At 62.0% G+C, this 14,542-nt stretch carries 11 protein-coding genes; 2 read left to right on the top strand and 9 right to left on the bottom strand.

Features of this window, described 5'->3' with window-relative positions:
- Positions 1 to 56: 56 nt before the first annotated feature.
- From ACMFWR_RS26170 to ACMFWR_RS26160, 3 genes are all read right to left on the bottom strand, one after another.
- Positions 57 to 1,517, bottom strand: coding sequence for an amidase (locus tag ACMFWR_RS26170; protein ID WP_413195290.1), 1,461 nt, complete (start codon positions 1,515 to 1,517; stop codon positions 57 to 59).
- A gap of 238 nt (positions 1,518 to 1,755) precedes the next feature.
- Complete coding sequence (locus ACMFWR_RS26165; RefSeq protein WP_413195289.1) at positions 1,756 to 3,075, bottom strand: epoxide hydrolase family protein; 1,320 nt, start codon at positions 3,073 to 3,075, stop codon at positions 1,756 to 1,758.
- A gap of 408 nt (positions 3,076 to 3,483) precedes the next feature.
- Positions 3,484 to 4,722 (bottom strand): MFS transporter, encoded by a 1,239-nt coding sequence (locus tag ACMFWR_RS26160; protein ID WP_413195288.1) that lies wholly within the window; start codon positions 4,720 to 4,722, stop codon positions 3,484 to 3,486.
- A 256-nt stretch (positions 4,723 to 4,978) separates the two neighbouring features.
- Here ACMFWR_RS26160 and ACMFWR_RS26155 point away from each other — a divergent pair, with 256 nt between their 5' ends.
- A complete protein-coding gene (locus tag ACMFWR_RS26155) occupies positions 4,979 to 5,407 on the top strand; it encodes a hypothetical protein (RefSeq protein WP_413195287.1) in 429 nt (142 codons plus the stop codon).
- Here the strand turns inward: ACMFWR_RS26155 and ACMFWR_RS26150 are convergent.
- Entirely contained in the window at positions 5,402 to 7,891 is a 2,490-nt protein-coding gene (locus ACMFWR_RS26150) for a glycogen/starch/alpha-glucan phosphorylase (RefSeq protein ID WP_413195286.1), read from the bottom strand. The genes ACMFWR_RS26155 and ACMFWR_RS26150 overlap by 6 nt on opposite strands.
- Before the next feature lie 163 nt (positions 7,892 to 8,054).
- Here ACMFWR_RS26150 and ACMFWR_RS26145 point away from each other — a divergent pair, with 163 nt between their 5' ends.
- Positions 8,055 to 8,279 (top strand): hypothetical protein, encoded by a 225-nt coding sequence (locus ACMFWR_RS26145; RefSeq protein WP_413195285.1) that lies wholly within the window; start codon positions 8,055 to 8,057, stop codon positions 8,277 to 8,279.
- Positions 8,280 to 8,331: 52 nt separating this feature from the next.
- Here ACMFWR_RS26145 and ACMFWR_RS26140 read toward each other — a convergent pair whose 3' ends face one another.
- From ACMFWR_RS26140 to ACMFWR_RS26120, 5 genes are all read right to left on the bottom strand, one after another.
- On the bottom strand, positions 8,332 to 9,480 hold the full coding sequence (locus tag ACMFWR_RS26140; RefSeq protein WP_413197352.1) for an HlyD family efflux transporter periplasmic adaptor subunit: 1,149 nt from the start codon (positions 9,478 to 9,480) through the stop codon (positions 8,332 to 8,334).
- Between the two features lie 141 nt (positions 9,481 to 9,621).
- Positions 9,622 to 11,133: an efflux transporter outer membrane subunit gene (locus ACMFWR_RS26135; RefSeq protein WP_413195284.1), complete on the bottom strand. Its 1,512-nt coding sequence runs from the start codon at positions 11,131 to 11,133 to the stop codon at positions 9,622 to 9,624.
- A gap of 28 nt (positions 11,134 to 11,161) precedes the next feature.
- Positions 11,162 to 12,727 (bottom strand): DHA2 family efflux MFS transporter permease subunit, encoded by a 1,566-nt coding sequence (locus ACMFWR_RS26130; RefSeq protein ID WP_413195283.1) that lies wholly within the window; start codon positions 12,725 to 12,727, stop codon positions 11,162 to 11,164.
- Between the two features lie 87 nt (positions 12,728 to 12,814).
- Positions 12,815 to 13,252, bottom strand: coding sequence for a MarR family winged helix-turn-helix transcriptional regulator (locus ACMFWR_RS26125; protein ID WP_413195282.1), 438 nt, complete (start codon positions 13,250 to 13,252; stop codon positions 12,815 to 12,817).
- 443 nt (positions 13,253 to 13,695) lie between these two features.
- Positions 13,696 to 14,349, bottom strand: coding sequence for a DsbA family oxidoreductase (locus ACMFWR_RS26120; protein ID WP_413195281.1), 654 nt, complete (start codon positions 14,347 to 14,349; stop codon positions 13,696 to 13,698).
- Positions 14,350 to 14,542: the final 193 nt, after the last annotated feature.

The following is a 14,542-nucleotide window of genomic DNA, read 5'->3' as shown; positions in this document are numbered from 1 at the left end:
CGGCGCATGGGCCTGGATGTGTCGTTGTCCGGCCGGACGGTTTCAATGCTCCGGCTTCAGACCTGCGAGAACGCCGGAGGCGGCACAAAGCCGCCGAATGCCTGCTCGACGAGTTCGGCGAAGGCGATCGGCGTACGGTCTTCGAGGTAAGGTCCGATCGCTTGCAGGCCAATCGGCAGTCCACTCGCTCCGAGACCCACAGGGAAGGCCGTCGATGGAAGTCCGGGCAGCGTGGCGACGCACTGCCATACCGCCTGAATCGTGTACGGATACGGTGTGCCGTCGATCTCGAGCGTCCGGGTCGACATATCCGAGTGGTCGTGGCGGTAAGCGGGCACCGGCAGGATCGGACACACCACCACATCCCATTGCTTGAAGAACTGACGCCATTGGTGAAGCACCCCCGTGCGCGCGCTATCGGCCTCGAGCCAGTCACGGTGGCTGAGCACGAGGTTGCGCTGCTCCATCGCCGCGTCGCTCGTATCCGTCTTTGCCAGTCCAGCCACGCGCGCCCGAATCGCCTCGTATTGCTGCGGCGGCATCCTGCCGCCGATAAATCCGAGCAGCCGCTGCCCGAACGTGCGCATTACGGTCTCGAGATCCGGAAGCAGATCGCTCTTCGACGAGACCGTGCAGCCGGCATGCTCGAGCCGTTCCCTGAAACGTTGTGTCGCGGTCCGCACCTCGTCCGACAGCGGCATCATCGGATGGTCGTCGAATACAAAGACCTTGAAGTCCGCAAGACGCGTGTGCCGCGGCGCGGGGAGACTGAGCCGATAGGCGATCGCCTCGGCGTCATCCGGACCGGCCAGGACATCGAGTGCCAGAGCGAGATCGCCTGCGCTTCGCGCCATCGGGCCCGCGACGACAAGGTCCGGATCGACACCGATCGACAGCGTCGGTACGCCCGGGGGCGCGGCGCCTCGCAGCGGGATCAGGCCATGGGTCGGCTTGTGCGAGTAGATGCCGCAGCAATGAGCCGGCACGCGCAGGGAACCACCGATGTCGCTACCGAGTTCCAGCGGGACGAACCCCGCAGCCAGCACCGCTGCAGATCCGCCTGACGATCCGCCTGGCGTGCGCGCGAGATCCCAGGGGTTGTTCGTCACCCCATAGACCGCGTTATACGACTGCCAGTCCGACAGCATGGTCGAAATATTGGACTTCCCGATGATCACGGCACCGGCCTGCCTGAGCCGCTGGACGGCGACCGCCTCATCGGAAGCTTTGACGCTGCCTGTGCCGGGCAGGCCCCAGGTTTTTGGCATGCCGATGACGTCAAACGATTCCTTGACCGTCATCGGCAGGCCGAGCAAGGGTCGACGCTCACCGCGCGCGATCGCGGCGTCGGCATCGACGGCACTCTGGCGCGCACGCTCGAAGTCTCTGACCACCACCGCATTGATTTGCCCGTCATGGCGTTCGATGCGCGCCACCGCGTCATCGAACAATTCGACCGCGGAGACCTTGCGGGACTGCAAAGCGTCGATCAATGCGCGTGCTGTGGCGAAGCTCAAGGTGCACCTCCGATAAGAGCGGTTGTTATCCCGAGTTATCCCGAGTCCTGCAGCCCGCAGGCTACCAGGCGAATGATGCCTCAAGGTGTTGTCGCCCTGAAGTGTCATCCCTTATCGAAGGTGCCAGGTGTGAAAGAGGCAGCGAGGCAGCGAGTTAGTGAGTCAACCAGGCCGCCATCCAGCACGACATTCAACCCAACATTCACTCAAACATTCAACAAAACAATGAACGACACACTCAACGAAACGAATGGAAGCTTGCACGGACCTCTTCGGTAAATGTCTGCGGCTGTTCCCACGCGGCGAAATGCCCGCCCTTGGGAAGCCGGTTGTAGTGAATCAGCTTCGGATACGCTTTCTCCGCCCAGCTTTGCGGCGCTGAATAGATCTCGTCCGGAAACACGCTGACCGCGACGGGGAGCGTCACATGCTTGGGCGCAAAGAATACGAATTTGTTTTCCCAATAGAGCCGCGCGGAAGAGACGCCCGTTTGCGTGAGCCAGTACAGCGTGACATTGTCGAGCACGTCGTCCTTCGTCAGGCCTTCGGAGGCGCCGTCGAACACGCGCGCGATCAATGCCTGGCTTGCGGCGTCGTGATCGAGCATCCATGCCGCGAGGCCGATCGGGGAGTCCTGGATCCCGTAGAGCGTCTGCGGGCGGTTGGCCATTTCCTCGGCGTAGCCGAGTCCGTGTTTGTAGAAGGAGTCGAGTTGATCGTAGGCGTGCTTCTCATCGGGCGACAAGCCTGCCGGCGGCGGGTTGCCGTCTTTGAGTGCGTTGGCGATATCGTCCGGCACGGTCGCCGGCATGTTCGTGTGAATGGCGAGCAAGCCCGGCGGCGTGAGCAGCGCCATTTGCTCGGTGACGGCGTTACCCCAATCTCCGCCTTGGGCCACATAGCGCGTATAACCGAGCCGACTCATGAGTTCGACCCATGCCTTTGCGATACGAGCCGGGTCCCATCCCGTGGCCGTTGGCTTGCCCGAAAATCCATAGCCCGGAAGCGACGGGATGACGACGTCGAATGCATCGGCGGCGGTACCGCCGTGCGCGGCAGGGTTGGTCAACGGGCCGATGATCTTCAGTTGTTCGATGATGGACCCGGGCCAGCCGTGGGTGACGATCATCGGCAGTGCGCCGGATTCCTTCGATCGCACGTGGATAAAGTGAATATCGAGCCCGTCGATCTCGGTCACGAATTGCGGCAGGGCATTGAGCCGTGTCTCGACCTTGCGCCAGTCATATTGCGTGTCCCAATACTGCGCAACATGCTGCATCGTGGCGAGCTGCACGCCCTGGGAGGCATCGGTGACCGTCTCGCGCTCGGGCCATACCGTGGCTTTGACGCGTCTGCGCAGGTCGGCAAGCTGCGCGTCCGATGCATGAATGCGCAGCGGTCTAATCGCAGTCTTGCCGCCGCTCGCTGACTGCGCCACCGACGTGATGGAGGTGTCGGCGAACGACATGCGGCTTAGCATGCTGGCCGCGATCGCGGCAGCAGCCGTGCCGATGACACGACGGCGTGAAGGCAGGGGGAGAAGGGTATCGTCCGGCATGGAAGCTCCTGCCGGGAATCATTCGCGTGAATGACGCTATCGCGCCTCAGGGAGGTGTTCCCGGTTATTCAGTATCACTGATCGATGGGGCGGTGCGAGCGCACGCATGTGTCGCTACCGCATTGGTCGCTGCGAAGGGTGACGCGCGTGCCAACGCTTTTCATGATGCACACGCTTGAATGGCGTCGCAGAGCGATGACGGACGCGCAGACCTCACCGTCAGACGCTTTCCGGGTGAGATATCTGCTTGATGCAAAAGCGTATTTTTGCAATGGCTCACGCCGCGCGCCGGCATGGCGTGGTGAGCCGACTCGAACCAATCGAGAGGTCGGGCATACCTTTGTATGCCTTCTGTAGGGCCCCTCCAACCCGATCCTGGCCGGATCGAATCGAAGGCGCGAGCGATGACTATACGGGTGCCGCCGTGGACGATGCTTTTCGGCCCGGCACGAAGTACCACAGCGCGCCGAGGAGCTGGATCACGACAAGGGCCGCCCACACCGTTTGATGCGCGACGGCCGGATAGTGGCCGTCGACCATCGGCCAGTGACTCAAGGCGGCACCAATTGCGTTCTGGGCAACGAAAATGCCGACGAAGATCACCAGGGTGAACGTCGTGTTGGCGCGGCCCAGCAGGCTGGCGGGAAAGTATTCGGCGAGCACCGTGTAGGTCAGGATCCCGGTGCCGCCCAATGCGCCGTAGGCGGCCCACAGGACGGGTTCCGGGACCGGGACGCGCGCGGCGAGCAAGGCCTGCACGACGACGTACAGCAGCATGGTGATGCCGGAGAAGATCTGCACTCGAACACCCCGTCGTTCGAAGGTTCGCGCGAGCGCGCCGAAGCCGATATTTCCGGCGATAAAGGCTGCGCCAAGGACCGAGATCATCGCTCCGATTCGCGCCGTACCGTTCGCCGCGGTCGACGGTACGACATCGCGGAGAAACGCGCCGACCCAAAGCGATTGCATCGCGTAGAACACCGCCTGTGTCAGACCGGAGAACGTCGCCACTTTCCAGAACGCGCGGCTTCTGAGAATGTGCAGCGTGCCCCTGAACTGGTCAGCCACCGTTGCGCGCGATGCATTGGGGCCGGACCGTGGCCCACCGATCCAGATCGTGGCTGCGACGCAGGCCGTGAAAATCGCGAGGCCCAGACCGACTGACCGCCAGGGCATGACCATCAACAACCGCGTCAGCGGCGTGCCGACGGCCACGCCGCCCAGACCGCCGACCGCCATCACGAGGCCGTTGATCAACGTCAGCTGAGCGACGGGAAAATACTGCGCCGTCGCCTTGAATGCACCGCCGAGACAGACCGACGCGCCAACACCAATCAGCAATCGCCCGAGCATCAGGCCCGGCATGCTGTGGGACAGCGCGAAGCAGGCCGCGCCCGCTGCCGCGAACAGCATGACCGACGAGGTCACGCGCCGGGCGCCAAAATGATCGAGCAAGACGCCTGCGGGAATCTGCGCGCCCGCGAAGCCGAGGAAGTACAGGCTCGTAAGCGTACCCAGGTTGGTTGCAGTCAACCCCAGCTCTTTGGTCAGAAAGGGCGCAAAGCCCAGGTTGACGCCACGAAACAGGTACGAAACGAAATAGCCGAGCGAAAAAACGGCAAACACACGCAATCGGATTGCGGTCATGGCGACGAGGCTGGGTTGGGTAATCCCCGAAGTGTGCCAAAGCCTGAACGTCAGTCAACCTGTTGCCCGGGATCTATAGGGGATTAGCACTCTGCGCCATGCCGCTGTCACGTCACGGTCAGCCGGCGTGTTCACACGAGGCTCAACGTCATGCTATGTTCAACGTCGCCGGAAACCAGGGACGACCTCAATGACAACAATGCGTATAGCGTGCTCATGTGGAAAGGTGGAATGCCAGGCAACCGGGACGCCCATCGTGACGACAGTGTGCCATTGCGACGATTGCCAGCGAGGCGCTCGTCTGATCGAGATGCTTCCCGGCGCCGCGCCCGTCGCGGAGCGCGACGGAGGAACGGCCTACGTGCTGTATCGCCGCGACCGCTTCACATGTACGAAGGGTGCCGAGTGGCTGCGTGACATGCGTCTGCAGGCAGAGTCGCCGACCAAGCGCGTCGTCGCCGGCTGCTGCAACTCAGCGATGTACGCGGACTTCGAAAAGGGTCATTGGATATCTGCGTATCGGAGACGCGTGCAAGGCGCGGCGCCTCCGATACAGATGCATATCCAGACCCGATTCCGGCCGAAACCGGGGCCACTGGCGACAGACCCGCCGAGCTATCGGACGTTTCCGCCGTCGTTCCTCTTCAAGTTGCTGTTCACGCGCGTCGCCATGTTCTTCTCATAGCGCGATCTTCACCGGCCGCACGTTCCAGATCTGCTGGCAATACTGCGCGATCGCACGATCCGAAGAGAACTTGCCCGAGTAGGCGGTATTGAGGATCGACATGCGGGTCCAGCGCTGCGGCTCTTGCCAGGCGGCGCTGACGTCCTCCTGGCGCGCCACGTACGACGCGTAGTCGGCGAGCACCAGGAACGGATCCGCATACAGCAGGTTGTCGACAAGCGGCCGGAACATCTCGCGATCGCCGCGCGAGAAGTGTCCGCTGGCGATCAGATCGAGCGCCTCGCGCAGCGTGTCATTCGAATTAGCGTAGTCGCCCGGACGATAACCCTCTGCTTTTACGCGCGCCACTTCGTCCGCCGTCAGACCGAACAGGAAGAAATTCTCGTCGCCGACTTCCTCGCGGATCTCGACATTGGCGCCATCCAGCGTGCCGATGGTCAGTGCGCCGTTCATCATGAACTTCATATTGCCCGTGCCCGACGCTTCCTTTCCGGCCGTGGAGATTTGCTCGGACAGGTCGGCGGCCGGATAAATGAAGTGCGCATTCCTCACGTTGAAATCGGGGAAGAACACGACCTTGATGCGATCGCCCACGACGGGGTCGTTGTTGACGACCTCGGCGATGCCATTGATCAGGCGGATGATGAGCTTGGCCATTGCATAGCCGGGCGCGGCCTTGCCGCCAAAGACAAAGCAGCGCGGTGTCAGTGCAAGGTGCGGGTCGCGTCGCAGACGCAAGTAAAGCGCAACGATAAACAATGCGTTTAGATGCTGGCGCTTGTATTCGTGGATCCGTTTGACCTGAATATCGAAGAGCGCCGAAGGGTCGACCACGATGCCGGTCGCGCTACGGATATTGGCCGCGAGCCTGTCCTTGTTGGCTTGCTTCGCGCGGTGCCAGCGATCCTGAAACGCGGCGTCGCCGGAGTGCGTTTCGAGCTTGCGAAGCTTCGAGAGATCGGTCACCCAGCCTTCGCCAATCGTTTCGTCGAGCAGTGTGCCGAGGCCGGGGTTGCTTAGCGAGACAAAGCGCCGAGGCGTCACGCCGTTGGTGACGTTGAGAAACCGTTCGGGCCACATCTCGGCAAAGTCGCGCAGCACGGTTTGTTCGAGCAGCTTCGAATGCAATGCCGCAACGCCATTGACGGCATGACTGCCGACGGTGGCGAGGTTCGCCATGCGAACGCGCTTCTCTCCGTGCTCGTCGATCATCGACATGCGCGCGATCCGTGCGTCGTCGCCCGGGAAGCGTTGCCTGACTTCGTCGAGAAAGCGGCGATTGATTTCGTAGATGATGTCGAGGAGTCGCGGCAGCAGACCTTGAAACAGGGGCAGCCCCCATGTTTCCAGCGCTTCGGGCAACAAGGTGTGATTGGTATAGGCGAGCGTGTGGCGCGTGATTTCCCATGCGTCGTCCCACGGCATCTGACGTTCGTCGACGAGCAGACGCATCAGTTCGGCGACGGCGATCGACGGGTGCGTATCGTTGAGCTGCGCCGTGAAATTCTCGGCCAGGCGTTCAACGGGCTCGCCTTTGAGTTCGAGCAAGCGCAGCATGTCCTGCAGCGAGCACGAGACAAAGAAGTACTGCTGCGCGAGCCGCAGGCGCTTGCCGGCTTCAGGCTCGTCGTTCGGATAGAGGACCTTCGATAGCGTTTCCGACCGGACCTTCTCGTGCACGGCCTCGTAGTAATCGCCGGCGTTGAAATCCTGCAGGTCGAACGACTCGACCGCTTCACTCTTCCAGAGTCTGAGCGTGTTGCATGTGTTGACGCGGAAACCCGGCATCGGCGTATCGCACGCGACACCCTTGACCGTATAGGCCGGAATCCAGCGAACGACGAAGCGGCCCTGAGCGTCGGTACCTTGCTCTGTCCTTCCGCCAAAGTTCACATAGAACGCCACATCCGGACGCAGGATTTCCCACGGGTTGCCCTTCTGCAGCCATTTGTCGGTGACTTCGACTTGCCAGCCGTCGCGGATCTCCTGATCGAAAATGCCGAATTCGTAGCGGATGCCGTAGCCGATCGCCGGAATCTCGAGGGTCGAGAGCGAGTCGAGATAACAGGCGGCAAGGCGTCCGAGGCCGCCGTTGCCGAGGCCGGGCTCCTCTTCGATGGCGATCAGCGCATCGAGATCCTGGCCCAGCGCGTGAAGTGCGAGCCGCGCGTTGGTTTCGATACCGAGGTTGATCAGGTTGTTGCCGAGCTGAGGGCCGATCAGAAACTCGGCGGACAGATAGCAGGCGACTTTGGCCCCGCGGGCCACATAGGCGTGAGTGGTGGCGACGCGGCGCGTCATCATCCGGTCGCGCACGGCGTAGGCGAGCGCCATGTACCAGTCGTGCGGCGTCGCGATCTCTGGATAGCGCGTCTGCAGGCAGATCAGGTTGTCGACGATATCGCGCTGCAGTGCCGCAACGCCGAGGCCGCTGCGCGCGGGCTCCACGTCGATTGGCGATGCTAAGGTGGGCAAGTCATCCATGGACTATCCTTGTCTTTGCATTGATCAAGCTGCCGCCGACGGTTCAGCAGGGCAGCGCGTTTTGCCGTGCAGAAGTGCAAGAGTGGTCCAGTTGTATGTCGAATCGTTGACACGCCGGCATGCGATCGCGCCGTCGTGTCCGCGCTTGCGCCGGGAGGGCGATATGAACGGATTGCGCGTGGCGGTGCCGGTGGTCGCGATATGCGTCGTGTCGGGAGCGATGCTCGTTGGCGAGGCGCTCGCGCAAGCGGGACCGCCGATCACCCGACAAATGCAGGATACGCAGCGTGCGGCGCAGAAGAAGGCGCTCAAGTCCAAGAGCTCGGCGCACGATCAGTCGAAAAAGGAAGACAAGACGCTGCCCGCGTCGACGCCCGCTGCGCAATAAGGGATGAATCGAATGGGGCAGCGGCCGTTAGCGGGCTAACGATCGTTGGCGACTAGCGCCGTGACGGATCCATCGCATTGAGTGCGATGATCTTTGCGATCTCTTCGTCGGCCTGCGCGCCATACTGCGCGAAGACATCCGTGCGATACATCGTGTTGATGGCCGCACCGAGCTGCGTGCCTGAGTCGTCGTGCGTATCGACGCTGACCTGCATCGACAGACCAATGCGCAGCGGATGCGCTTCGAGCTCCTTCTGATCGAGCTGAATGCGCACTGGCAGACGCTGGACGATCTTGATCCAGTTACCCGTCGCGTTCTGCGCCGGCAGCGTGGCGAATGCCCCACCTGTTCCGGCGGAGAAGCCTTCGATCCTGCCGTGATACTCGACGCTCGACCCGTAGACATCCGCTGTCAGTGTGACGGGCTGTCCGATACGCATCCGCGTCAGTTGCACTTCCTTGAAGTTGGCGTCGACCCATACGCCGTCGAGCGGCACGATGGCCATCAGCGACGTGCCGGGCGAGACGCGTTGACCCACCTGGATCGAGCGCTTTGCGACATAGCCCGTGACGGGCGCGGGTAGTGTGTTGCGCGCGTACCAGAGGTAAGCGTCGCGGACCTTCGACGCCGCAGCCTGGACGTCCGGGTGCTCCCCGACCGTTGTGCGGTCCGTCAACGCGTGATTCGCCTTGGCCTGCTGCCGTGCCGCATCAAGCGCGGCTTGCGCCGTGTTGACGACATCATGGGCATGCGCGATATCTTCGGCCGATACGCCGCCGGTGTTGGCAATCGCCACGCGTCGCCGCAGATCGTCGCGCGCTCGCACCAGATCCGATTCCCGTTGCGCGATATTCGCTGCGTAGTAGTCGTTGTTCACGTACAGACTGCTCACGCGGCGAACGGTCTGACCGAGTGCCGCCTCTGCGTTCGTCAGTGCGATCTTTGCATCGGCCGCGTCGAGCTCGACGACCGGATCGCCTGCCTTGACGGTTTGCGTGTCGTCGGCATTCACGGCGACCACGGTCCCCGTCACTTGCGGTGTCAGTTGCACGAGATTGCCGCTGACATACGCATCGTCAGTGGCCTCGTGGAATCGGCCATAGCTGAAGTAGTACGCCGCATAGGCAGCACCGCCGGCAATGACGGCGGCGACGAGAAGCACCAGCAGGCCCTTGCGCTTCCCGGGCGGTTTGGCCGGCATCGTTTTGGCCGACGCTGCAGCGTGTGCGTGGCTACTGCTTGCGTGGCTGCCTTTGTGATCTGCCGTCTGACTGTCGGCCGTGAAAGTTTCACTCATGTCTGTTTTTCTATCCGGTGGGCAAACGAGCCGCGTGACGTGGGGTCAGCGCGCGGCAACAAAGGGGGGATGGGCCTGCATGGCGGAATCCGGAGGCGCGAGCGTGTCGGTCGACGTGTCGACGTATCCGCCACCGAGTGCCGAGGCGAGTGCGATCTGCTGATCGCGGCGATTCATCTTGAGATTGGCGACGGCCTGATCCGCGTTCAGTACGGTGACGTCGGCGTTCAATACCGTCAGCTGATTGGCGATGCCGGCCTTGTATTGGGCTATTGCGATTTGATCCGCTTCCTGTGCCTTCTGTTGCTCGACGTGTGCGTCGACGAGCTGTGCATCGCTCGAGCGAATCTGCGCGAGGCGCGTGGCGACGGCGGTCAATGCACCGATCAGCGTCTGGTTGTAGGTCGCGACTGCGTAATCGAATTCGGCGTAGCGTCCCTTCAGCTGCGCGCGCAGCGCTCCCGCATCGAAGATCGGCAAGTGGATCGCCGGGCCCACTGCCACCGTACGACTGGCGGCGTTCAGGAATTCGCCGAAGCCGAACGCGTCGAATCCGGCAGCCACGCTCAGATTGATGTCGGGGTAGAACTCCGCCTTGGCTTTGTTGACCTCGTGCACGAGGGAATCCACGCGCCATCGTGCGGCAACGATATCCGGCCGTCGGCTCACAAGGTCGGCGGGCAGATTGTCGGGAAGGTGCACATCGTCGCCGACGCCGAGAGCGGGCGGGTTGATCGAAAGACCACGGTCGGGGCCTGCGCCAATCAGCGCGGCCAGTTCGTAGCGTGTTGTGACGATATTGCCGTCGATAGCCTTCAGCGAGGCGCCGCTCGCAGCCACATTCGCTTGCGCGATCTTGCGTTCGACCTGCGTGTCGAGACCCGTTGCGATACGACCTGCAGTAATCGTGTCGATCTGATTGCGTCGATCGAGTTCATGCTGTGCGATGTCGCGCAGCACATAGAGCCGCGCGAGTTCGTTGTAGGCGCGCGCGATGGACGTGCTCAGGGTCAGCTTGACGATTTCCGCGTCGGCCTCGCTGGCCTTGGCCTCCGATACGGCGGCCTTCCACCCTTCGCGATTCTTCCCCCACAGGTCGAGATCGTACGAAGCGCTGAGCAGGCCGTTGTTTTCGGTGCGCCATTGACCCCGGGCCGGTGGCGGCACGATCGCGGTGCCGCTGAATTCTTCGCGGGTCAGCGAGTAACTCGCATTGACGCGCGGCATCAGGTCCGCGCTCGACGATTGAGCGAAAGCATTCGCCTCGGCGATGCGCGCCTGAGCCTGCGCTATCGTCGGGTTGGCTTTGAGCGCTTCGTCGATCAACGCTTTGAGTTGCGCGTCGCCGAACTGGTCGACCCAGTCTGATGCCGGCCAGTGACCTTGTTCACCGGCGAGGCTCCGATCGGTTTCGAACTGACCGCCTCGGGCGATGTGCTGGTCGCCATGAATGCCCGCGTAGTTCACGCACGCCGAGAGCATGGCTGCAAGGACGATGGGCGCGCCGCGTTTGAGCACGGGCGCGCAAAGGCCCGAGTGGGATACCCGCAGTTTCATATCTTTCTTGGGTTCTTGTTGGGTTGAATCAATGCCCGCCCGCACCGGCTGCGCCGGCGGCGGCGTTCTTGCTCGGGTGGGTCACCCAGATCAGCGGGATGATCAGCACGAAGATCACCGCCGAAATCCAGAAGATGTCGTTGATGCCGAGCATGGTGGCCTGTGCGTTGAGCGAGGCTTCGTAGAACGCGTTGGCCTTGGCGGGTGAAGCGTTCAGCGTCGTCTGCAAATGCGTGATGGCATCGACAAACGTCGGATTCGTGGCGCTGGTCTGCTCGATGAGCCTCGCGTGATGGAGGATCGTGCGGTCGTTCAGGCCATTGCTCAGCAAGGACGTGCCGACCGCGCCCGCGAAGATACGAGCGAAGTTCGACAGTCCGGCCGCTGCTGGGATCTTTTCAGGCGGCTGTCCCGACAGGATGATGGCAGTCAGTGGCGTGAAGAACAGCGCCGTAGGAATACCCTGCAGCAGCGTGGGCAGTATCAACGTGAAGGGGTCGACATCGGTCGTATAGTGCGAGCGCATCAGGAACACGCCCGCAAAGCCAAGGAACGCGAGCGTGGCGAGCACGCGCATGTCGGAGCGCGGCATGATCTTCTTGCCCATGATCGGCGCGAGAATCACGGCAAAGATGCCGAGTGGCGCTGTCACGAGCCCTGCATCGACGGCGCGATAGCCGAGGAAGCCCTGGATCCACTGCGGCAGGATCACGAGGTTGGCGAAGAAGATCGCATACGCCACTGAGATTGCTACAGTTCCGCCCGCGAAATTCCGCTGTGAAAACAGGCGCAAATCGACGACGGGTTTGTCTGCAGTGAACTCCCAGATCAGGAAGAACAGAAAGCTGATGCCTGCGACGATCGCGAGACACCAGATCACGGGCGAGGCAAACCAGTCGAGATCGCGTCCCTTGTCGAGCATGATCTGCAACGAAGCGACCCACGCAATCAGCGAGAAGAGCCCGGCCTTGTCGAGCGGCAGTTTGCGCGCCGGCGTTTCGCGATCGCGATAGACCGACCAGATCACGCCCGCTGCGAACAGACCGACCGGGACATTGATATAGAAGATCCACGACCAGCTATAGCTGTCTGTGATCCAGCCTCCGAGAGCAGGGCCTGCAATGGGGCCCACGGTCGCCGTCATGGCCCATAGCGCGAGCGCACTCGAACTCTTTTGTTTGGGGAACGACGCGAGCAGCAGTGCTTGCGAAAGCGGCACGAGCGGCCCCGCGACAGCGCCCTGGACGATTCGGGCAGCCAGCAGGATCGGGAGATTGGGCGCAAGGCCACACGCTGCCGACGACAGCACGAACAGCAGAATCGCCCATACAAAAAGCTTCACTTGCCCTACGCGCTGAGTCAGCCAGCCGGTCAGCGGAATCGATACGGCATTGGCCGCGGCGAACAGCGTGATCACCCAGGTGCCTTCGTCGATCGACACGCCGAGGTTGCCCGAGAGCGTCGGTATCGCCACGTTGGCGATCGACGAGTCGAGCACGTTCATAAAGGTCGCAAGCGCGACGGCAAACGTGCCGATGGCAAACTTGGCGCCACTCAGGGGCGGTCGTGCGCCCGCGTTAGTCGAGGGGTTCATCGTGCTTCGAGGTGAATTCAAATGATTCGGGGTTCAGTACACATATCCGGTATATCTGACATATCAGATATGTGTTTAAAAAAGGCCTCAGCCATCGACGAGTTTGCCCAGCAGCCTGCCCAAGGTCTCGATCTCGGGGTTCGTAAAGCGGGCGAGTCGAACGTTGGGCTCGGTGGGGGCGGCGCGTTCGCAACGTGCGATGGCGTCGTGACCTTCTTGTGTGACGGTGATATCGACGCGTCGACGATCCGTTTCGCTGCGCGTGCGTCGTACGAGCCCTCGTGCCTCGAGCTTGTCGAGCGCCCGAGTCATCAGCGCCGGATCGACCGCAAGCATTCGGGAGAGCCCGATCGCGGACCCGGCCGCATTGCGCGACAGCGCAAGCAGGATGCTGAGTTGCTGGGAATTGATGCCGACATCCTTCAATGCCGCATCGACTTCCGCCGCCACCAGGTTGCGCGCTCTGCCGAGCGTAACGCCGAGGCTCTGGATCCTCTCAAAGTCGTTCTGGGTACGGTGGCTCATCGAGCGCCTCGCATATCTGACTCGAACTATCTCTGACAATGCAGATATGTGCAAGCGATTTTTCGTCATCACAAAGTGCCTTCAAAAAGGCTGCTTAAGCCTAGATACACGAGTTATGGGCGGGTTTCGACCGGATGGCCCAGAAGCGGCAGGCAATGGCCCAAAACCGATGCAAATTGGTAGTGAAGACGCATCGGCACTACGTATTCCGTACCGCGGGTGTGGCGAATCGAACGAGCCGGAGAACCGCTTCGTGCTGTGGATAGATCAAGTCGTTGCGCTCACAAGCGGCGTGCGTGGCGAGGAGCGTGCAGACCGAGCGTCGCATAGGCATCGTTCGCGAGATCGGCTTGATCGCCTGGTGAAGGTGCAGCGTCCCCCGAATGGCCTTCGGGGGACTGAAGACGCTAGTGAAATAGCGATGGGTACGGTTTCTCGTCGACCTATTTCTCTTCGACGGATTCCGCCATGATTTGACGAATGGCCTTTTCGAAGGCATCCGCGGGCTGTGCGCCGGTCAGCAGATAGCGTTCGTTGAAAATGATCGACGGCACGGAGTTGATGCCGAGCGACTGGAACTTCGCCTCTTCGTCACGGACCTCATCGCCGTATTGACCGCTTTGCAGAACGGCGCGCGCTTCCGCACCATCCAGGCCTACCGATTCAACCGCGTCCACCAGGACGTCGTGATCGCTCGTCGACTTGCCCTGACCATGATAGGACTGCAGGAATGCCTCTTTAAGCTGGACTTGCTTGCCCTTCAAGCCAGCCCAGTGCAACAGGCGGTGCGCGTCGAACGTGTTGTAGATGCGCTCGCGCGTGCCGAAGGTGAATCCGACGGCGGCACCGCGCTGACGCAGTTCGCCTTGCGCCTGCCGGACCTGGTCCGGCGTACGGCCGTATTTCTTGCTGATGTGCTCGACAAGGTCTTCGCCCTCGTCCTGCATGTTCGGATTCAGTTCGAAAGGGTGCATGACGAGTTCGGCATCGACCGTGTCGCCCAGGCGCGCCAGCGCCGTTTGAAGCGATGACAGGCCGACCGCACACCACGGACACGCGACGTCGGAGACAAAATCGATTCGGATCGGTTGTTTCATAGGTTTCCTGCGGGTGATCGTCCATTGCCGTATTGACCACGACCGGATGCTTCGGGCGTGAACGGGCCTGGGGTCTATTCTGGACCCGATCGGGCAAACCGTGCTTGCGCATGGCGGCAATTCAATTGTTCCGGCCGGTCAAGCGTAGGGCGATCGTCGAAGCCGCGCGCGCCAGAGGAGGCCAGTGAAGCGG

Source organism: Pararobbsia alpina, from assembly GCF_965118125.1.
GTDB lineage: Bacteria > Pseudomonadota > Gammaproteobacteria > Burkholderiales > Burkholderiaceae > Pararobbsia > Pararobbsia alpina_A.
This window is presented reverse-complemented; position numbering and strand designations above follow the sequence as displayed.